This is a genomic window from Pseudomonas sp. IT-P2 (genome assembly GCF_949767575.1).
Taxonomy (GTDB): Bacteria; Pseudomonadota; Gammaproteobacteria; order Pseudomonadales; family Pseudomonadaceae; genus Aquipseudomonas; species Aquipseudomonas pharyngis.
Window position 1 is genome coordinate 319,119 of the sequence record NZ_CATKQA010000022.1, and the last position, 19,634, is coordinate 338,752.

Sequence of the window (19,634 nt, forward strand, 5' to 3'; positions counted from 1 at the left end):
TTGCGGCTCGACTATCAGGGGGCTTACGACTGGCCGGCGATGCTCGGGTTCCTCGCGAAAACGGTGGAGAGGTCACCACTGCGCCCGATGTGAACCCAATTCAGTTGCCGGCAAAGTCCACTGCAACGGCGCTCCAGCAATACGCAGCGGCGCTTGAAGCCGACGTGCCGGCCCCCATGGCGTGTGTTCCATCTGCAAGCTCTGGTCCTTTGCCTCCTCCGGACGCAACGCTTCGTCAGTCCCAGCCCCATGCTCAACCAACAGCTTCGCCGTCCGCGCCAGCGACAACCGTGCCGATCCACCTCGACCACTGCGTAACCGTTCAGTCAGCAACCGAATCACACTCGCCGCCATCAGATACCCCGTCGCATGATCCAGCGCCTGCACTGGCAACGGCGTCGGTTTGTCAGCCTGCTTCCAGCGCTGTCCGGCCTCGGCAATCCCGCTGCTCATCTGCACCAGACTGTCGAAGCCCCGACGGTTCTGCCACGGGCCGCTCCAGCCGTAAGCGTTGAGGCAGACGTCGATCAGCCCCAGCGCCAGTTGCCGGCGACGTTCAACGCCGAAGCCGAGATGTTCAAGGGCGTCGGCACGATAACCGTGCAGAAGAATGTCGGCATCCTTGAGCAGGCTTTCAAACACTGCGCGATCTGCCGGAGCATGCAGATCCAGCCGCGCACAACGTTTGCCGAGGGTCACTTCCGGCACTACACCGGGTTCGTTCCAGGTCGGCGGATCGATGCGCAGCACATTGGCGCCCAGCCCCGCGAGGAAGCGGCTGGCGGTCGGGCCGGCCAGTACGCGGGTCAGATCGAGCACCTTGAGCCCGGCCAATGGCCGCGCCACCGAGCCTTGCCAGGGTTGATGGTTTTCTTCTTTCCCATTCCCGAAATGCACCAAGGGTTCGGCATTCACCGCCAACCCTTGCGGATGTTTTTGCCACTGTTCCCAACTGCGCATTTCAGCCGCACAACCCTTGGCCTCGACCACCGCTCGCTCCAGATCGGCACTGGCCCATTGCGCGACTTTCGCCGCCATCGCCGCGCGGTCGACACAGGCGCCGAGTACGCTTTCAGCGGCGGCGCGGTGATGCGGAGCGTTGGTGTGCAGGCGGATCCAGCCGTCTTTGGTCGCGTAGTCACCGGCTACCGGATCCCACAGCGGCGGCACTTCCCAGCCGATCGGTCTTAGTGAAGTGGCAAACCAGAACGAGGCCAGCCGACGGTCGACTTCAATGGCGGGCAAACGCCCGGTTTGCTGCTGAAGAAGTTCGGCGACGGCTTGCCCGGCAGCGGCAATGCTCGCGCAGGCCAGGTCGGTGACGGCAAACGCCGAGGGCAGGGCGCCCTCGCCGGTGAACGGAATCGGCGTGGGGGACAAGCCGAGCGCGGCTTGAATGGACGTGAGCAGATCGGTCATCGAAGGCCCTCCGGAAAGAGAGGGATGATAGTGCAAGGGGCGGCGTTATCAGATGAATTTCCGGGGGGAGTGATCCGGTTCAGCTTGGTCGAAGATTTATATGCGACCGTTCGTCAGGACTGTCAGATTTGACAGTGGGTTTCTTGGCTGAATCGGAATTTACTACTTCGAGTAGTAAAAAAAATCACTGCATGGAGCTGTTGTTATGAATACTAAAACTGAATTTAATGATCATACGGACTTTAGGTTTGCGTTTCGGAATGGGTGGGTTTTTAACGGCTCGGCGGACATTGTATATCTAGAGCCTACCGATCCTGCTTTGATTTTTAATCACTCTGCAATACCAGAAGAAGGCGATCACTACCACGTAGTCTTAAAGATGGATAAGTATGTCGGAGCTATAGTCTTTGAGAAGGAGTATGAGGAATTTCCAGCGGGTAAGAAAATCTATCTGGAACTTAGTTTGAAGCTTAATATGCCTAATTCCTCCGCGCCGATATCTGTGGCTGTGAATCTTTCTGAAGATGAGGTTTTCAAGCAGGAAATACGATTGAAAGATGATTGGAAGAGATTTATTTTTGCTTTTAGTTCTTCTCGTGAGTTTGATAAAGGAAAGGTGAAACTTATTTTTGAAAATGCGCTAAGTAATGCGCTGACTGTTAATTTGGATGATATTACTCTCTATACATGACCATGAAGGGGGAGGTTTCTTCCTCCCCCTTTTTATTTTTGAGTGGAATGGTTGGCATTAGAAGTTGGGGGTTCTTATAGGTTTCGATTGTCAGGACGTTGAAATTATTGTCAGAGACGAATGGCTCGATGTCTGGGATTGCATGGAGAATCTGCTCGCGAAATGCAATCGGCAGCCAATCAAATGGTAACCGGCAGAGCTTTTTCGCGAGCAACACGAACCGTCGTATCGCACCTCCCAGAGGGAGGGAGGCTTATAGCGGCGGGCGTTATACGCGGAACTGATCCATCAATTTCATCTGCTGACTGGCCAATGCATTGAGCTGGCTGCTGATCGCCGCCGATTCGTTGGCCTGTTCGGTCAGGGTTTCGGTGACGGTACGGATCGCCGAGACGTTGCGGTTGACCTCTTCGGCCACCGCGCTTTGCTGTTCGGCGGCGCTGGCGATTTGCAGGTTCATGTCGCTGATCACGGTGACCGCGTCGCTGATCTTGCCGAGGGCGTCCACGGCCTGACGGATCTGCCCGGCGTTGTTGTGGGCCTGGGTCTGGCTCGAGTGCATGGTCGCGACCACGCCACGGGTGCCGGTCTGGATGCGTTCAATGACCACGCGAATTTCTTCCACCGAATCCTGAGTACGCTTGGCCAGGTTACGGACTTCGTCGGCCACCACCGCAAAACCACGACCGCTTTCACCGGCACGGGCCGCTTCGATCGCGGCGTTCAGCGCCAGCAGGTTGGTCTGCTCGGCAATGCTGCGGATCACCTCCAGCACCGAACCGATCTGCTCGCTGTTGACTGCCAGCTCTTCGACCTCGGTCACCGCTTTGCTGACTTCATCGGCCAGTTGATTGATGTCACGGGTGCTGCGCTCGATGATCGACATCCCGTCCTTGGCCGACTGGTCGGCGCCCTTCGCCGCGTTGGCCGCGTTCGAAGCACTGTTGGCCACGTCGTGAGCGGTGGCGCTCATTTCGTTGGAGGCGGTGGCCACCTGATCGATCTCGCGGAACTGCACCTGCATGCCTTCACTGGTCTGGCGGGCGATTTCCGACGATTGATCGGCGGTGCCACGGGCCTCGGTGATGCTCTGTTTGATCTGGGCGATGGTCGGTTGCAGCTTGTCGAGGAAGCGGTTGAACCAGTTCACCAGTTCGCCCAGTTCATCCTGCTTGGTGTAGTTCAGGCGCTGGGTCAGGTCGCCTTCGCCGCTGGCGATGTTCTTCAGCATCTCGGCAACGCTGTTGATCGGACGGGTCACACCGGAGGCGGTGAGCCAGATCAGCAGCAGGCCGATCAGACCGGCGATCACTGCAACTGCGAGGGCGGTAATGGTGCCGGTTTCCTGCGCGTCGTCGAGCACTGCCTGGAGCTTGACCGAGTCGGCCAGCAGCACTTGTTTCGGCAGGTCGATGACCACACCCCAGGCCTTGGAGTCGGCAATCGGGTTGACCGGATACACGGCGCGGATCAGGTCGCCCCGTTCGAGAATCTTCGGTGTGCCGGCACTCAGCAGCTGCAGCACGTCCTTGCCCTCGAGGCCGAGGGTGTCGCCGATGCTTTTGCCGACCTTGCCGGCATCCGCGCTGTAGGCACCGAGCACGCCGCTGCCGGAGACGATCAGCATGTGCCCGGCGCTGTTGAACAGGTCACGCTGAGAGTCCACGGCCGCTGCTTGCAGGGCGTCGAGGGCGATGTCGACACCGACCACGCCGATGGCCTTGCCGTCCACCAGCAGGGGCACGGAAATGGTGGTCATGAGCATTTCCTTGCCGCCCACGGTGTCAGCGTAAGGATCAAGCAGGCAGGTACGCTTGTTGTCGCGAGGGCAGGTGTACCAGCTGTTGTAAGGCGTGCCGCTGACGCTGAGGGTGGTCTTGTTCATGTCGTCTTCGACCATGATCGTGTTCAGCGACGGACCCGCAGCACGGCTCCAGTAACTGGCGAAACGTCCCGCCTCGTTGGACTGACGCGCGGCATCGTTGGCGAATTCGCTGTCCTTGCCGTCCAGTCCGTTGGGCTCGAACGCCAGCCAGATGCCAAGCACCTTGCTGTTGCGCTCGAAGGCGGTTTTCAGGCTCTGGTTCAACTCTTCACGCAGGGCCCCGGCGTCCAGCGAACGCTTGGCGGCCATCGCTCGCATGTCCTTGATCTGGTCGGCCAGCGCGGTGATCGCCAACAGGCTCTCGCCGAAGGTTTTCTGGACCCGCACCGCTTGCTCGGCAGCCTTGGCCTGCAACAGGTTCTGCACACTGGCGGTGAGCATCTTGCTGCTGGAAGCACTGACCAGTTCGTCGTTCTGGTTGGTCTGGTAAATGTTGATGCCAACGATCAGCGCCACCACACCGAGCAGGCACAGGCCGGAGAGCAGGACGATTTTCAGGCGAATGGACAGAGAGTCGAACATGGGACGTTCTCGCGAATGGATGAGCTGTTGGCTAAGGGGCAGGAAGGTGCCGGGTTCGCCAAATCCATTCAGCGCCATTCAATGCTCATCGGCGCGAGGCGCAGAGGCATGAACTACCAGCCGACGAGCGGTCACGGCTAAACGTTTGCGCGGGTAAATACCCTGAAAACAAGAGAAAAATCAGGAAATCTTCGGCAACGCTTCCGGTCGCGACCAGATCCACAGGTTGCCCAGGGTCATCCCGGCAATCGCCAGATAAATCGGCCAACCGTGATCGAGCATCACCAGCATCAGCGTGGCGCACAGCAGCATGCTGACCGTAGCGCTGACCTTGGCCTTGCGGGCGATGATCTTGCCGTTGCGCCAGTTGCTCAGGATCGGCCCGAACAGTCGATGGTTTTCCAGCCAGGCACTCAGACGCGGCGAACTGCGAGTCGCGGCCCAGGCGGCGAGCAGGATGAACTCGGTAGTCGGCAGGCCGGGCACGACGATGGCGATCAGGCCGATGCCGAGGCTGACATAGGCGAGCAGGCCGAACAGCAGGCGGGCGAGTCGGGAGGCGGCGGGTTGGGGCATGGGCTCAGCGAGAGGCTTATGTGACAAGGTGGGAATCTTACAGACTTACGCAATTCCTTGTGGGAGCTGGCTTGCCAGCGATAGCGTCCGGTCAGTCGACAGGGATGTTGTCTGACGCGCCGTCATCGCTGGCAAGCCAGCTCCCACAGGGTTTTACAGTGGTCAGGATCAGGCCGGCTCGGCTTCTGTGGCGTAAGCCTGTTCCAGCAGCACGGTGAAGCGGTTGAACGCATCAATCGCGCCTTGCTCCACTTCGGCTTCTTCTTCAGCGCTGAATTGCAGTGAATCGAGGGTGCGCACAAAGCTCTTCCAGCCTTCTGCACGACCGCCTTCAGGTTCGCCCAGGTGGCGGGCGCCGAAGGTTTCGCTCAGGTCCAGCGCGACAGCGCGTTTGATCAGGAACGCGGCGCCGAGCTTGGAGCCCTCGGAGACGAAGATCCAGCCCAGGGCGCGGGCCTTGCTCGGGTTTTTCACCGCGCCGGCCACAGGGCCAGGCACTTCGGTGTCGAGGTCGGCGAGGTCGGCCATGGCGGCTTCGGCGCGGCAGCGGGCCGGCAGGTCAGGGACGATGGCGGTCAGTTCGGCATCGTTGTACAGCGCCACCAGCTCCGACTGGAACAGGTACTGCGCGACCACGAAGCGGGCGAAATTGGCGCGGGTCTCGAACGGTGCGTGCGCCTTGACCAGCGCATCGAGCTTGCTGTGCGGCTCGTGGGTAATTTGGTTCAGGCGTTGCGAACGCAGGGCTTTTTCCGGGGTGCTCATGAGATGTCCTTGAAAAGAAGAGGCGCTTGATAACGAGACGTACGGGCAAGCGCCGGACAGTAAAAAAACCTCACGGCGCGGCAATGCATGCGCGCCGTGAGGTCATCCGGATCAGATATCCCAGACCAGGTTGATCGCGAAGTTGCGACCCGGCTGGGTCAGGCGATCGAGGTTGGCCGGTTGTGTCACCGAGGCTTCGCCGACGCTGTCGTAACCGCGCACGTCATCCCACAGCCAGTATTTCTTGTCGGTCAGATTGTAGATGCCGCCGCTGACGGTGACGTCGTCGGTGACTTTGTAATAACCGGCCAGATCGAGAATGCCGAAGCCCGGCGACTTGAATTGACTGCTGACACCGTCCGGCGATTTGAAGTTGCTGTCGTCGACGCGATCCTTCTTCTTGACCACGGTCCAGCTCAGCAGGCCGCCGTAGTTGTCCTGGTCATAACCGAGGCCGAACACGCCAGTCAGCGGGTTGACGCTGTTCAACGGTTCGCCGTTGTCGTTGTTGCGTCCGTAGGCGTAAGCAATCGAGCCTTGGGTGTACAGGCCTTGCGGCGCGCCGAAGGAATCGAGGTTCAGACGACCTTTGACTTCGGCACCCTTGATGGTGGCGTGCTTGATGTTGCTGGACTGGAACGTCAGCTCGCTGTAGCCCGGGGTGACAGCGTCTTCGTTAATGAAGTCGCGGTACTTGTTATAGAACACCGCCACGTCGAACGAGCCTTGCTCGAAGTTGCCGCGCAGGCCGGTTTCATAGCTTTTGCTTTTTTCCGGTTCCAGGTCCGGGTTCGGCGCCACGTTGTAGCCGGTGGTGCTGTTCTCGAAGCGGCCGTAAAGCGCTTTCGCGGTCGGTGTGCGGAAGCCTTCGGCGTACTGACCGTACCAGGTGTAGTTTTCGGTCAGGGCGTAGGTCAGGCCGAATTTCGGCGAGACTTTGTGCCAGGTTTTGTTCGAATCGCTGACCGTGCCCTGGCCGTCGGCGGCCACGGTGTTAAGGAATTCCTGGGTGATGTGCGGCTTGAGCTGGGTGTAGTCGTAGCGCAGGCCCGGCAGGAAGGTCCAGTTGTTCCAGCTGATCTGATCCTGGGCGAACAGGCTGTAGGTGTTGATGGTCGGGTCCGGGAAGTCGCTGGACTTTTTCAGCACGTCAGCCGCGCTGGTGGCGCCGATGGCGGTGCAGCCGCGACCGACCGCCAGGCACTTGCCGTCGCCGCTGCGCGATCCGGTGACTTTCTGCTGCTTGATGGTGGTGCCGTAAGTCAGCACATGATCGGTGTCACCGATGGCGAATGCCTTGTCCAGTTGCGCGTCGAAGACCCACTGTTTCTCTTCGTAAATCGTGTCGCGGGTGCGCAGCACTTTGCGGGTGATCGGGTAGTAGAACTCGTCGGTGCTCTGATCGGTCTTGGCGGTCTGGTGGTTGAGGCTCCACTTCACGTTGTCCGCCAGCAGGCTGTTCAACTCGAAGCTGTGCTCCAGGCCGAAACGCTCGCGGGTGATGGTGTCGTTGCCGGTGCGCCACTGGTACATGCCGCCGGGCAGCACGCTGTCCGGGATTGTCGGGGCACCGTTGAAGTAAGGGCCGCCGTAAGCGCTTTTCTGATCGGTGTCGCGATCATCCTTGTACTTTTCGTAGGTCAGGCCCAGGCGCGAACCTTCGTTGTAGTTCCAGCCGATCTTGGCCAGCACGTTGGTGGCTTTCACGTCTTCCGGGTTGGCGGCGGTGCGTTCAAGGCCGGTGCCGTTGTTGCTGCCGTAGGAATCGGTTTCGTGACCGTCGCGCTGGCTGTAGTGCAGCAAGCCGTCGAACTGGTCGGTGCGACCGGCGACGGTGGCGGATTTCAGCCAGCTCTCGTCGGCGGAGCTGTAGCCGGTCTTCAGGCGGGCGCCGACGTCTTTGCCGGGCTTGATGATGTCGTCCGGGTCGAGGGTGTAGTAACTGACGGCGCCGCCGATGGCGTTGCTGCCGTACAGCACCGAGGCCGGGCCACGAAGGATTTCGACGCGTTTGACGATTTCCGGGTCGACGTAATTGCGCTGGGTCTTGGCGTACGGGCCGTTGAAGAAACCGTCCGGCACTTCGACGCCGTCGACCTGGGTCAGGATGCGGTCGCCGTCGATGCCGCGAATGTTGTAGCCGCTGATCCCGCCGCGCTGGCCGGCGCCGCCGACGGAGACGCCCGGCTCGTAGCGCACCAGATCCTTGATGGTATTGACGTTGTTGCGATCCAGATCCTCGCGGGTCTGCACGGTGACGGTGGCAGGCACGCTGCTCACCGACTGTTCCTGACGGGTGGCGCTGATGGTCACCTGATCAAGATTGAGTGCGCCGCCGCTGGCGCGTTTTTCCAGCACGACGTTGTTGTTGCTCAGTTTGCGGAAGCTCAGGTTGGTCCCCACCAACAGGCGCTCCAGGGCTTTTTCCGGTGGCAGCGAACCGCGCACGCCCGGCGACGACACGTCTTGACCCAGTTCCGCCGGCAAACCGACCTGCCAGCCGGTGACAGCGGTGAACGCGTTGAGCGCCGACACCAGCGGCTGCTGGGCAATGGCGAACGAGTAGTCGCCCATGTTGCGCGTCGGCTGTTCGGTGGCGGCCATCAGCGGCGCGGTGCCGGCCATCAGGATGGCGGCGGTCAGCAGCGACAGCACGCGGGAAGGGGAAGAAGTCTGGCGGGTAAGGCGTGAGGACATCGATAGCGCTCCGTGTCGCACGAATCTTTATAGGTGCTGATTGATCTCGCGAGATGCGAATCAATTGCATTGGCTATAACGAGACGAACGAGCTTCGGCTATCGAGTAAAAATAATTCTCATTTAGTTCAAGATCACCAGCGCCGGGAATTCCCGAAGCTTGGCCGAGGTGATGTGAGCAAGCGAACGCACCGCGTCCAGCGGCTGGTCGAGACGGTAATTGCCGGTGACGGCGACGTCGGCCAACTGCTCGTTGGTGTTGATGATGAAGCCCGGGTAGTAGCGGCGCAGTTCGGCCAGCACCTGGTTCAGCGGGCAGTTTTCGAAGATCAGCCGACCTTGCACCCAGGCCAGATCGGTGGCGGCGTCGACCTTGGCCGGGCGGTCGAAACCGTTCGGGCCGATGCGGATGCTTTCCCCGGCGGACAGCCGCACCCGCGCATCATCACGGGTCGCCCGCAGATCGACATCGCCGCGCTGCACCCGCACCTGCGCCACGCCGTCCAGATAACGCACGGCGAATGCGGTGTCGCGCACGCTGGCCTTCACCGGCCCGGCGTCGATTTCCAGCGGCTGGCTGCGGCTGGCCGGGATCTCGAAAAACGCTTCGCCCTGATACAGCCGCGCGACTCGCTGCTGATCGTTGATCGTGCTGGAGAACGCGGAATTGGTGTTGAGCAGGACTTTCGAGCCGTCCTCGAGCTGCAGGCGCTGACGCTCGCCGACCACGGTCAGGTGATCGGCCTGCAAACGCATCGGCAGGTTGCTGAAACTGAACAGCCCGAGCAGCAGCACGGCGGCGGTGGCCAGCGGTTTCCAATGCGGGCGCAAACGCGTGAGGACGGTGACTTTCTTCGGTTTGGCCGCGAGATTCTGCGCGCACTGGGCGATCTGCGGGCCGTCCCAGATTGCCTGGGCCTTGGCGAACGCCTCGGCATTCAACGGGTCGGCCGCCAGCCAGGCGTGAAATTGCCGGGTCTGCTCCTCGTCCGGACTGCCGAGCACGATGAGCCAGTCCAGAGCCTGGTCCATTGCGCTGGCGGCGTCCTGCGCCGATGAAGGCGAAGGGGAGCGGTGGGTGTCCGTCACGGTGTTTCCTCGGCAGTGTCTGTGCACGGCTGTTTTTTAGTGAAGCGTAAAAGTCGGGCAAGGGTAACAAAGCCCGATGATCAGTGCAGTCGATCCTGAGGTTTACAGAAAAGTCCTACGGCATCAGTCGCCGTTCAAGCGTTCGGCGACACCGATGCAGATGGTCATGATCAGTTTGAGTTCTTTCTGCACCGTGCTGAGGGACACGTTCAGTTCTGCGGCGATTTCCTGATAGCTGCGCCCGTGCAGGCGGCTGAGGATGAAAATCTGCTGTTGGCGGGGGCTGAGTTCAGCGAGACTCACGTTCAGGCGCTCCAGCAATTGTTCGGCGTGAGCGGCGTCTTCGGCACTGCTGGCGGGGGCGGCGACGCTGTGCACCACCTCCTGCGGCACATCGTCGACCATGGTGCGCGAATGAATCTTGCGCGCGCGCAAATGGTCCAGCGCCAGATTGCGCGCGGTCTGGAAGACAAAGGGTTCAAGGTGATCGATGGCCCGTTCGCTCAGCGCCCGGGTGACGCGCAGGTAGGTTTCCTGCAACAGGTCTTCGGCGGTGCTGTGGTTGTTGACCATCCGTTCCAGAGTCCGCAGCAGCGAAGTGCGCTGGGCGAGGAAGACGTGATTGAAGTGTGATTGACTCACGGGATGACCTGATCCATTTCGGGCGAATGATAATGCTTATCATCCGCCCGAGTGGTCAAGTGTTGATTTCAGATTGAAATCAAACCTGTGGGAGCAGGCGTTTATTCCGCGTTGCACAGCGCCAGGCAGTTATCGAGCATGCGGTTGGAGAAGCCCCACTCGTTGTCATACCAGGCCAGCACTTTCAGCAGTTTGCCGCTGGATTTGGTGTGGTTGGCGTCGAAGATCGACGACAGCGGGTTGTGGTTGAAGTCGCTCGATACCAGCGGCAGGGTGTTGTAGCCGAGAATCTTCGAGTGCAGGCTCGCGGCTTTCATCAATGCGTTGACTTCATCGGCCGAGGCTTCGCGCTTCAACTGCACGGTCAGGTCAACCAGCGACACGTTGATTACCGGTACGCGCACGGCCATGCCGGTCAGTTTGCCAGCCAGTTCCGGCAGCACCAGACCCACGGCTTCGGCAGCGCCGGTCTTGCTCGGGATCATGTTCTGGGTGGCGGAGCGGGCGCGGTACGGGTCGGTGTGATAAACGTCGGTCAGGTTCTGGTCGTTGGTGTAGGCGTGAATCGTGGTCATCAGACCGCTTTCGATGCCCAGTTCGCGGTGCAGCACTTGGGCCACCGGGGCCAGGCAATTGGTGGTGCACGACGCGTTGGAAATGATCTGGTGCGACTGGCGCAGGATGTCGTGGTTCACACCGTAAACGACGGTAGCATCGGCGCCTTTGGCCGGGGCCGAGATAATCACTTTGCGTGCGCCGGCGGTAATATGCGCGGCGGCTTTGGCCCGGTCGGTGAACAGACCAGTGCATTCGAACACCACATCAATCTTTTCCGCGGCCCATGGCAGGTCGGCCGGGTTGCGGATGGCGCTGACCGAAATGCGGTCTCCGTTGACGGTCAGGCTCTCGTTGTCGTGAGCAACTTCGGCGTCGAATGTGCCATGAACGGTGTCATATTTGAGCAGATGCGCATTGATCGCGCTGTCGCCCAGATCGTTGATGGCGACGATCTGCAAATCCTGACGATAGCCTTGGGTATACAGTGCGCGCAGGACATTACGGCCGATGCGGCCAAAACCATTGATTGCGATTCGAAGAGTCATTGAACAGCGCCGCCGTCGTTTTGTTGTTGGAATTACAAGATTATTCGCATAAAAATAGAAAACAAGCCTTTTTAGTGGCAATATTTTGTTTTATCTACAACGAGTGACCTGAATCAACTGGTCCGAATGATCAACAAAACCGTTCGTCATCCCACGCGAACGGGCTTTTGATCAGCATAGACAATCAGGTCGCCACATCCGTTAGCCTGGAGTTCTACACATGCATCCCCGCGTTCTTGAGGTCACCGAACGGCTTATCGCCCGCAGCCGCGCCACGCGTCAGGCTTACCTTGCACTGATTCGCGGCGCCGCCACCGACGGGCCGATGCGCGGCAAACTGCAATGCGCCAACTTTGCCCACGGCGTGGCCGGGTGTGGCAGCGAAGACAAGCACAGCCTGCGGATGATGAACTCGGCGAACATCGCAATTGTTTCGTCATATAACGACATGCTTTCGGCGCACCAGCCGTACGAAGTCTTCCCGGAACAGATCAAGAACGCCTTGCGCGAAATCGGCTCGGTCGGCCAGTTCGCCGGCGGTACGCCGGCCATGTGCGACGGCGTGACCCAGGGCGAGCCGGGCATGGAGCTGAGCCTGCCGAGCCGCGAAGTGATCGCGATGTCGACGGCGGTGGCGCTGTCTCACAACATGTTCGACGGCGCGCTGATGCTCGGCATCTGCGACAAGATCGTGCCGGGCCTGATGATGGGCTCGCTGCGTTTTGGTCACCTGCCGACGATTTTCGTACCGGGCGGGCCGATGGTCTCGGGGATTTCCAACAAGGAAAAAGCCGACGTGCGGCAGAAGTACGCCGAAGGCAAGGCGACCCGCGAAGAGCTGCTGGAATCGGAGATGAAGTCGTACCACAGCCCGGGCACCTGTACTTTCTACGGCACCGCCAACACCAACCAGTTACTGATGGAAGTGATGGGCCTGCACTTGCCGGGCGCGTCCTTCGTCAACCCGAACACTCCGCTGCGTGAGGCCCTGACTCGCGAAGCCGCGCACCAGGTCACCCGCCTGACCAAACAGAACGGCAACTTCATGCCGATCGGCGAAATCGTCGACGAGAAGGCGCTGGTCAACTCGATCGTCGCGCTGCACGCCACCGGCGGCTCGACCAACCACACCCTGCACATGCCGGCCATCGCCATGGCGGCGGGCATTCAGCTGACCTGGCAGGACATGGCCGACCTCTCCGAAGTCGTGCCGACCCTGAGCCACGTTTATCCAAACGGCAAGGCTGACATCAACCACTTCCAGGCAGCGGGCGGCATGTCGTTCCTGATCCGCGAACTGCTCGAAGCCGGCCTGCTGCACGAAGACGTCAACACCGTGCTCGGCCACGGCCTGAGCCAGTACACCAAAGAGCCGTTCCTCGATAACGGCAAGCTGGTGTGGCGCGAAGGCCCGACCGACAGCCTCGACGAAAACATCCTGCGTCCGGTGGCCCGTGCATTCTCGGCAGAGGGCGGCTTGCGGGTGATGGAAGGCAACCTCGGTCGCGGCGTGATGAAGGTGTCCGCCGTGGCGCTGGAAAACCAGATCGTCGAAGCACCGGCCATGGTGTTCCAGGATCAGCAAGATCTGGCGGACGCCTTCAAGGCCGGTTTGCTGGAGAAGGATTTTGTCGCGGTGATGCGCTTCCAGGGCCCGCGTTCCAATGGCATGCCGGAGCTGCACAAGATGACGCCGTTCCTCGGCGTGCTGCAGGATCGCGGCTTCAAAGTGGCGTTGGTGACGGACGGGCGCATGTCCGGCGCATCCGGGAAAATTCCGGCGGCCATTCATGTCAGTCCCGAGGCTTATGTCGGCGGCGCTTTGGCGCGCGTGCAAGAGGGCGATATCATCCGCGTCGATGGCGTCAAAGGCACTTTGGAACTCAAGGTGGACGCCGCCGAATTCGCAGCGCGCGAACCCGCCAAAGGCCTGTTGGGCAACAACATCGGCAGCGGTCGCGAACTATTCGGCTTCATGCGTTTGGCCTTCAGCTCGGCGGAGCAGGGCGCCAGCGCCTTCACTTCTGCCCTGGAGACGCTTAATTGAAACTGGCTTTGGTCGGTGACATCGGAGGCACCAACGCGCGGTTCGCGTTGTGGAAAGATCAGCAGCTCGAATCGGTTCAGGTGCTGGCCACGGCCGACCACGCCAGCCCGGAAGAGGCGATCAGCCTCTACCTCGGCGGGCTCGGTCTGGCGCCGGGCGCTATCGGCTCGGTGTGCCTGTCGGTGGCGGGGCCGGTGAGCGGCGATGAGTTCAAGTTCACCAACAACCACTGGCGCCTGAGTCGCAAGGCGTTCTGCCAGACCTTGCAGGTCGAGCAGTTGTTGCTGATCAACGATTTCTCGGCGATGGCGCTGGGCATGACCCGTTTGCAGCCCGGCGAATTCCGCGTGGTTTGCGAAGGCACGCCGGAGCCGTTGCGTCCGGCAGTGGTGATCGGCCCGGGCACTGGCTTGGGCGTCGGTACGTTGCTTGATCTCGGTGAAGGGCGGTTTGCCGCGTTGCCGGGAGAGGGCGGTCACGTCGATCTGCCGCTGAGCAGTCTGCGTGAAACCCAGCTCTGGCAGCACATCCATAACGAGATCGGCCATGTCAGCGCGGAAACCGCGTTGAGCGGCGGTGGCTTGCCGCGGGTCTACCGGGCGATCTGCGCGGTGGATGGTCATGAACCGAAGCTCGACACACCAGAGGCAATCACTGCGGCAGGTCTTGCAGGCGACCCGATCGCCCTGGAAGTGCTGGAGCAGTTCTGCTGTTGGCTCGGTCGCGTGGCCGGCAACAACGTGTTGACCACCGGCGGCCGTGGCGGGGTGTACATCGTGGGTGGCGTGATTCCGCGCTTTGCCGATTTCTTCCTCGAAAGCGGTTTCGCCCGCAGCTTCGCCGACAAGGGCTGCATGAGCGATTACTTCAAGGGGATTCCGGTGTGGCTGGTGACAGCGCCGTACTCGGGGCTCGTCGGTGCAGGAGTGGCGCTCGAACAGGAAGGCTGAAGATCGTTCCCACGTCGAGGCGTCGAACCCTCTGCGTGGGAATACAGGCCGTGACGCTCCGCGTCACTGGACGCGGAGCGTCCCTTGATACATTCCCACGCAGAGCGTGGGAACGATCGGTCTACACATCAGGCATAATCCGCCCAATTCCAACAACAAGGATGCCTTCGAAGTGAGCTCAGTCAACAAGTCGATTTTGTTGGTCGATGACGACCAGGAGATACGCGAGTTGCTGGAAACCTACCTGACCCGCGCGGGTTTTCAGGTACGGGCCACGGCGGATGGCGCCGGTTTCCGTCAGGCGCTGAACGAAGCGCCGAGCGATCTGGTGATCCTCGATGTGATGCTGCCGGATGAAGACGGCTTCAGCCTGTGCCGCTGGGTGCGCCAGCATCCGCGTCAGGCCCAGGTGCCGATCATCATGCTCACCGCCAGTTCCGACGAAGCCGACCGGGTCATCGGCCTGGAGCTCGGCGCCGACGATTACCTCGGCAAACCTTTCAGCCCCCGCGAACTGCAAGCCCGGATCAAGGCCCTGCTGCGTCGCGCCCAATTCGGCCAGGATCGCGGCGGCAGTGAAGTGCTGGCGTTCGATGAATGGCGGCTGGACATGGTCAGCCATCGGCTGTTTCACGCCGACGGCGAGGAGGTGATTCTGTCCGGCGCCGACTTCGCCCTGTTGAAACTGTTTCTTGATCATCCCCAGGAAATCCTCGACCGCGACACCATCGGCAACGCCACCCGTGGCCGCGACCTGATGCCGCTTGATCGCATCGTCGACATGGCCGTCAGCCGTTTGCGCCAGCGTCTGCGCGACACTGAAAAACCGCCACGCCTGATCCGCACCGTGCGCGGCAGCGGCTACCAACTGGCAGCCAATGTGGTTGCCGGCAATGGTCACTGAGTTCCTGCGCACCACCGCGCGCAAAGTGCCGATGCCGCGTTCGCTGCTTGGGCGAATGCTGCTGCTGACGCTGCTCGCGGTGTTGTTCGCCCAGACGCTGTCCAGCGTGATCTGGGTTTCCCAATTGCGCGCGACCCAGCTCGAAGGACTGGTCACCAGCGCCCGCAGCCTCGCCCATTCGATGACCGCCAGCGTCAGTTATTTCCGCTCGTTGCCGGTGGCCTATCGGCCGCTGGTGCTCGATCAATTGCGCAGCATGGGCGGCACGCGTTTTGTGGTGACGCTGAATGACAAACCGCTGGGCATGGAAGTGCTGCCGGTGACGCCGCGCAAGGCCGCGGTACTGAAAGCGGTGGATGAAGTGCTGCGTCAGTCGCTGGGCCAGGACACCGACATTCTGGTGACCTTCGTCAGCCCCGATGACTTACGGATCTTCAATGCCGGGTTGAAACTCGATGAGTTGCCACGTTCGTGGGCGCATTACGCACTGACCCTGGAACCGGTGAATCCGCCGGTGCTCGTGACCCAGATTCAGTTGGCGCCGGGTGAATGGCTGTACATCGCCTCGCTGCTGCCCGAGCCCTACACCAGTCTCGAAGAGCAGGGCCTGCCGACCCAACAGGTGTGGTTCATCGTCTTCACCAGCGGTTTTCTGTTGTTGTTCATCGGCCTGCTGGTGCACTGGCAGAGCCGGCCACTCAAGCGTCTGGCACGGGCCGCGCGGGACTTGTCGCTGGGCGCCGATGTCGAGCCGGTGGCCGAGGGCGGCGGTAGCGAAGTGGTCGAAGTGGGCCGCGCCTTCAACACCATGCGCGAGCGGATCAGCCGTTACCTGACCGAGCGCAGCCAGTTGTTCAGCGCGATTTCCCATGACCTGCGCACACCGATCACGCGACTGCGCCTGCGGGTCGAACTGCTGGAAGACGAAACGCTGCAGACCAAGTTCGGCCGTGATCTGGATGAGCTGGAGCTGCTGGTCAAAGGCGCGCTGCAATGCGTTAAGGACACCGACATTCACGAAAACATCGAGCCGGTGGACCTGAACCATGTGCTCGACTGTCTGGTGGAGCCGTATCTGGCGCCGGCCGGCAATGGTCGCGTGACGCAGCAGGGGCGGGCGTTGGCGGCGTATCCGGGCAAGCCGCTGGCGCTCAAGCGTTGCATCGGCAACCTGATCGACAACGCGTTGAAGTACGGGCAGAACGCCCACCTGCACATCGATGACGATGATCGCGCATTCGTGCTGCATGTCGACGATGAAGGGCCGGGCGTGCCGGAGCAGCGGCTGGAGCAGGTGTTCGAGCCGCACTTCCGCTTGGCGGGACAGCAGCAGGGTTACGGTCTCGGTTTGGGGATCGCCCGCAACATTGCCCATAGCCATGGCGGTGAAGTGACGCTGCAGAACCTGCGCGAAGGCGGATTGCGCGTGACCCTGCAATTGCCGCGTTCGGCGGATTAGTCAAAAGCTTGCCCTCACCCTAGCCCTCTCCCTCCGGGAGAGGGCTGGGCGGGCGGCGTTCCGATGAGGGTTGGCTCTTTGTCACGACTTGGTGACAAAACCCGCCCCCTTCGTTACAAGCCCCTCCCGGCCCGTTGTTTAGACTGCCCGCAGTCATAACAACAAAAAAGGCCACCCATGGATCATTTCAATCCGGGCTTCAGCAGTTGGCTGAACGCCCCTGCCCACCAGCAATGGCTCGCCGATGAAGGCCTGCGCCTGCTGGCATTTGCCAAGGCTTCACGGCTGCCCGAAGGGTTTGGCAATCTCGATGAGCGCGGCCAGCTCCAGGTCGGCGCGCAAGCCGAAACCATGAACACCGCACGCATGACCCACAGCTTCGCCATGGCCCACATTCAGGGCCTGCCGGGGTTCGCCGAGCTGGTCGATCACGGCATCGCGGCCCTGCGCGGCCCGTTGCGTGATGCGATGCACGGCGGCTGGTTCGCTGTCGCCGAACACCGTGACGGCAACACCGGCAAGAACGCTTATCTGCATGCTTTCGTCGCTCTGGCGGCGAGTTCCGCAGTGGTCGCGCAACGTCCGGGCGCGCAGGCGTTGCTGGATGACGCCATCGACATCATCGACACGTATTTCTGGAGCGAGGAAGAGGGCGCCATGCGCGAGTTCTTCAATCGCGACTGGCGCGAAGAAGAAGCCTATCGCGGCGCCAACAGCAACATGCACGCCACCGAAGCCTTCCTCGCCTTGGCCGATGTGACCGAAGACCCGCGCTGGCTGGTGCGTGCGCAACGCATCGTCGAGCGGGTGATTCACGGGCACGCCGCTGCCAACGATTACCTGGTGATCGAGCATTTCGATCGCAACTGGCAGCCGCTGCGCGACTACAACCATGACAATCCCGCCGATGGTTTCCGTCCCTACGGCACCACGCCGGGCCATGGTTTCGAATGGGCGCGGCTGTTGCTGCACCTCGAAGCCGCGCGGGTTCAGGCCGGCATGCTGACGCCCGGCTGGCTGGCCACCGATGCGCAAAAGCTGTTCGAACAAAACTGCCGTTATGGCTGGGACGTCGATGGTGCGCCGGGCATCGTCTATACCCTCGACTGGAACAACAAAGCGGTGGTGCGTCATCGCCTGCACTGGACCCACGCCGAGGCCAGCGCTGCCGCCAGTGCCTTGCTCAAACGCACCGGCGATGCGCAGTACGAAACCTGGTATCGCCTGTTCTGGGAATTTTGCGAAATGTATTTTATCGACCGCTGCGACGGCAGTTGGCACCACGAACTCGATCCGCAAAACCGTCCAAGTGCCGATATCTGGGCGGGCAAACCGGATCTGTACCACGCCTGGCAGGCCGTTCTGATTCCGCGTCTGCCGCTGGCACCGAGCATGGCCAGTGCTCTGGCACACCTGTCTCGAAGCGTTCCTGTGTAACCATGTGGTGACATTCGCGCGTCCCTTCGTTACCTGCGGGGGGAAACGCTCTGTTTAAACTCGTGTGCAGCGCAAGCACCAGACTTGCATGCATAACAACAAGAAAGGTACATCTCAGATGAATGCGATTTCTCGCCTCGCTACTGTCATTTCTGTCGCCTCCCTGTTCCCGCTCGCTGTGCTGCCCCTGAGTGTTTCCGCTGCCGAATCCAAAGGTTCGGTGGAAGTCGTGCATTGGTGGACGTCCGGTGGCGAAAAAGCTGCCGTCGATGTGCTCAAGGCACAAGTCGAGAAAGACGGTTTCACCTGGAAAGACGGCGCTGTCGCCGGCGGTGGCGGTGCGACTGCCATGACCGTGCTGAAAAGCCGCGCAGTAGCCGGCAACCCGCCAGGCGTTGCCCAGATCAAGGGCCCGGACATCCAGGAATGGGCGTCGACCGGTCTGCTCGACACTGACGTGCTGAAGGACGTTTCCAAGTCCGAGAAGTGGGACAGCCTGCTCGACAAGAAAGTCTCCGACACCGTGAAGTTCGAAGGTGATTACGTGGCCGTGCCGGTGAACATTCACCGCGTGAACTGGCTGTGGATCAACCCGGAAGTCTTCAAGAAAGCCGGTATCGAAAAAGCCCCGACCACCCTCGAAGAATTCTACGCCGCCGGCGACAAGCTGAAAGCGGCGGGCTTCATCCCGCTGGCCCACGGCGGTCAGCCATGGCAGGACAGCACCGTGTTCGAAGCGGTCGTGCTGTCGGTGATGGGCGTTGACGGTTACAAGAAAGCCCTGGTCGACCTGGACAACGCTGCCCTGACCGGCCCGGAAATGGTCAAGGCCCTGACCGAGCTGAAGAAAGTTGCGACCTACATGGACCCGGACGGCAAAGGCCAGGACTGGAACCTGGAAGCGGCCAAGGTCATCAACGGCAAGGCCGGCATGCAGATCATGGGTGACTGGGCCAAGTCCGAATGGACCGCCGCCAAGAAAGTCGCCGGCAAGGACTACGAGTGCGTAGCGTTCCCGGGCACCGACAAGGCGTTCACCTACAACATCGACTCGCTGGCCGTGTTCAAGCAGAAGGACGCGGGCACCGCGGCCGGTCAGCAGGACATCGCCAAAGTCGTGCTGGGTGAAAACTTCCAGAAAGTCTTCAGCATCAACAAGGGCTCGATCCCGGTGCGTAACGACATGCTCGCCGACATGGGCAAGTACGGTTTCGACTCCTGCGCCCAGACCGCTGCCAAGGACTTCCTGGCAGACGCCAAGAGCGGCGGCCTGCAACCGAGCATGGCGCACAACATGGCGACCACGCTGGCCGTGCAGGGTGCGTTCTTTGATGTCGTGACCAACTACATCAACGACCCGAAAGCCGACCCGGCCGACGCTGCCAAGAAACTCGGCACTGCCATCAAGGCTGCCAAGTAAGCGGTAGCGACGAGCTGCGAGCTACAAGC

15 protein-coding genes and 1 pseudogene are annotated in these 19,634 nt (G+C 61.1%); 7 read left to right on the forward strand and 9 right to left on the reverse strand.

Annotation, left to right across the window (positions count from 1 at the left end; genetic code table 11):
- Positions 1–72 precede the first annotated feature (72 nt).
- Positions 73–1,419 (reverse strand): CoA transferase, encoded by a 1,347-nt coding sequence (locus ACM6JM_RS14055; RefSeq protein ID WP_414882087.1) that lies wholly within the window; start codon positions 1,417–1,419, stop codon positions 73–75.
- Between the two features lie 205 nt (positions 1,420–1,624).
- Between ACM6JM_RS14055 and ACM6JM_RS14060 the strand changes: the two genes are divergently transcribed.
- Positions 1,625–2,110: a hypothetical protein gene (locus ACM6JM_RS14060; RefSeq protein WP_414882088.1), complete on the forward strand. Its 486-nt coding sequence runs from the start codon at positions 1,625–1,627 to the stop codon at positions 2,108–2,110.
- A gap of 268 nt (positions 2,111–2,378) precedes the next feature.
- Here the strand turns inward: ACM6JM_RS14060 and ACM6JM_RS14065 are convergent, their stop codons facing one another.
- From ACM6JM_RS14065 to gap, 8 genes and pseudogenes are all read right to left on the reverse strand, one after another.
- Positions 2,379–3,134 (reverse strand): methyl-accepting chemotaxis protein, encoded by a 756-nt coding sequence (locus ACM6JM_RS14065; RefSeq protein WP_371855246.1) that lies wholly within the window; start codon positions 3,132–3,134, stop codon positions 2,379–2,381.
- Between the two features lie 102 nt (positions 3,135–3,236).
- Positions 3,237–4,595 (reverse strand): annotated as a pseudogene (locus ACM6JM_RS14070) (HAMP domain-containing protein); the annotation flags it as partial.
- Between the two features lie 102 nt (positions 4,596–4,697).
- A complete protein-coding gene (locus ACM6JM_RS14075; protein WP_085667955.1) occupies positions 4,698–5,093 on the reverse strand; it encodes a YbaN family protein in 396 nt (131 codons plus the stop codon).
- Between the two features lie 168 nt (positions 5,094–5,261).
- Positions 5,262–5,858 carry a biliverdin-producing heme oxygenase gene (locus tag ACM6JM_RS14080; RefSeq protein ID WP_285413541.1) on the reverse strand — a complete coding sequence of 199 codons (597 nt, stop codon included), beginning with the start codon at positions 5,856–5,858 and terminating at the stop codon, positions 5,262–5,264.
- Between the two features lie 111 nt (positions 5,859–5,969).
- Positions 5,970–8,555: a TonB-dependent receptor gene (locus ACM6JM_RS14085; protein WP_103386016.1), complete on the reverse strand. Its 2,586-nt coding sequence runs from the start codon at positions 8,553–8,555 to the stop codon at positions 5,970–5,972.
- 122 nt (positions 8,556–8,677) lie between these two features.
- Positions 8,678–9,643 carry a FecR family protein gene (locus ACM6JM_RS14090; protein WP_414882089.1) on the reverse strand — a complete coding sequence of 322 codons (966 nt, stop codon included), beginning with the start codon at positions 9,641–9,643 and terminating at the stop codon, positions 8,678–8,680.
- 123 nt (positions 9,644–9,766) lie between these two features.
- Positions 9,767–10,285 (reverse strand): RNA polymerase sigma factor, encoded by a 519-nt coding sequence (locus ACM6JM_RS14095; protein WP_039766069.1) that lies wholly within the window; start codon positions 10,283–10,285, stop codon positions 9,767–9,769.
- Positions 10,286–10,386: 101 nt separating this feature from the next.
- Positions 10,387–11,388 (reverse strand): type I glyceraldehyde-3-phosphate dehydrogenase, encoded by a 1,002-nt coding sequence (gene gap, locus ACM6JM_RS14100; RefSeq protein ID WP_210710766.1) that lies wholly within the window; start codon positions 11,386–11,388, stop codon positions 10,387–10,389.
- Positions 11,389–11,608: 220 nt separating this feature from the next.
- On the opposite strand from gap, the gene edd reads away from it, so the two are divergent.
- The 6 genes from edd to ACM6JM_RS14130 all read left to right on the forward strand — a co-directional run bounded on the left by edd (position 11,609) and on the right by ACM6JM_RS14130 (position 19,605).
- Positions 11,609–13,435: a phosphogluconate dehydratase gene (gene edd, locus ACM6JM_RS14105; RefSeq protein WP_085745187.1), complete on the forward strand. Its 1,827-nt coding sequence runs from the start codon at positions 11,609–11,611 to the stop codon at positions 13,433–13,435.
- Positions 13,432–14,385: a glucokinase gene (locus tag ACM6JM_RS14110; RefSeq protein ID WP_103386018.1), complete on the forward strand. Its 954-nt coding sequence runs from the start codon at positions 13,432–13,434 to the stop codon at positions 14,383–14,385. Before edd ends, ACM6JM_RS14110 begins: the two co-directional genes overlap by 4 nt.
- Positions 14,386–14,557: 172 nt before the next feature.
- Entirely contained in the window at positions 14,558–15,289 is a 732-nt protein-coding gene (locus tag ACM6JM_RS14115) for a response regulator (protein ID WP_074688312.1), read from the forward strand.
- A 31-nt stretch (positions 15,290–15,320) separates the two neighbouring features.
- On the forward strand, positions 15,321–16,748 hold the full coding sequence (locus ACM6JM_RS14120; RefSeq protein WP_163976892.1) for an ATP-binding protein: 1,428 nt from the start codon (positions 15,321–15,323) through the stop codon (positions 16,746–16,748).
- A 177-nt stretch (positions 16,749–16,925) separates the two neighbouring features.
- Positions 16,926–18,185 carry an AGE family epimerase/isomerase gene (locus tag ACM6JM_RS14125; protein WP_414882090.1) on the forward strand — a complete coding sequence of 420 codons (1,260 nt, stop codon included), beginning with the start codon at positions 16,926–16,928 and terminating at the stop codon, positions 18,183–18,185.
- Between the two features lie 118 nt (positions 18,186–18,303).
- Complete coding sequence (locus ACM6JM_RS14130) at positions 18,304–19,605, forward strand: ABC transporter substrate-binding protein (protein ID WP_074688308.1); 1,302 nt, start codon at positions 18,304–18,306, stop codon at positions 19,603–19,605.
- Positions 19,606–19,634: the final 29 nt, after the last annotated feature.

Bases quoted from the DNA above. Each gene is read 5' to 3' on its own strand.
- ACM6JM_RS14055 (WP_414882087.1), bottom strand. From the start codon at position 1,419: ATGACCGATCTGCTCACGTCCATTCAAGCCGCGCTCGGCTTGTCCCCC.
- ACM6JM_RS14060 (WP_414882088.1), top strand. From the start codon at position 1,625: ATGAATACTAAAACTGAATTTAATGATCATACGGACTTTAGGTTTGCG.
- ACM6JM_RS14065 (WP_371855246.1), bottom strand. From the start codon at position 3,134: ATGCAGGTGCAGTTCCGCGAGATCGATCAGGTGGCCACCGCCTCCAAC.
- ACM6JM_RS14075 (WP_085667955.1), bottom strand. From the start codon at position 5,093: ATGCCCCAACCCGCCGCCTCCCGACTCGCCCGCCTGCTGTTCGGCCTG.
- ACM6JM_RS14080 (WP_285413541.1), bottom strand. From the start codon at position 5,858: ATGAGCACCCCGGAAAAAGCCCTGCGTTCGCAACGCCTGAACCAAATT.
- ACM6JM_RS14085 (WP_103386016.1), bottom strand. From the start codon at position 8,555: ATGTCCTCACGCCTTACCCGCCAGACTTCTTCCCCTTCCCGCGTGCTG.
- gap (WP_210710766.1), bottom strand. From the start codon at position 11,388: ATGACTCTTCGAATCGCAATCAATGGTTTTGGCCGCATCGGCCGTAAT.
- edd (WP_085745187.1), top strand. From the start codon at position 11,609: ATGCATCCCCGCGTTCTTGAGGTCACCGAACGGCTTATCGCCCGCAGC.
- ACM6JM_RS14120 (WP_163976892.1), top strand. From the start codon at position 15,321: ATGCCGCGTTCGCTGCTTGGGCGAATGCTGCTGCTGACGCTGCTCGCG.
- ACM6JM_RS14125 (WP_414882090.1), top strand. From the start codon at position 16,926: ATGGATCATTTCAATCCGGGCTTCAGCAGTTGGCTGAACGCCCCTGCC.
- ACM6JM_RS14130 (WP_074688308.1), top strand. From the start codon at position 18,304: ATGAATGCGATTTCTCGCCTCGCTACTGTCATTTCTGTCGCCTCCCTG.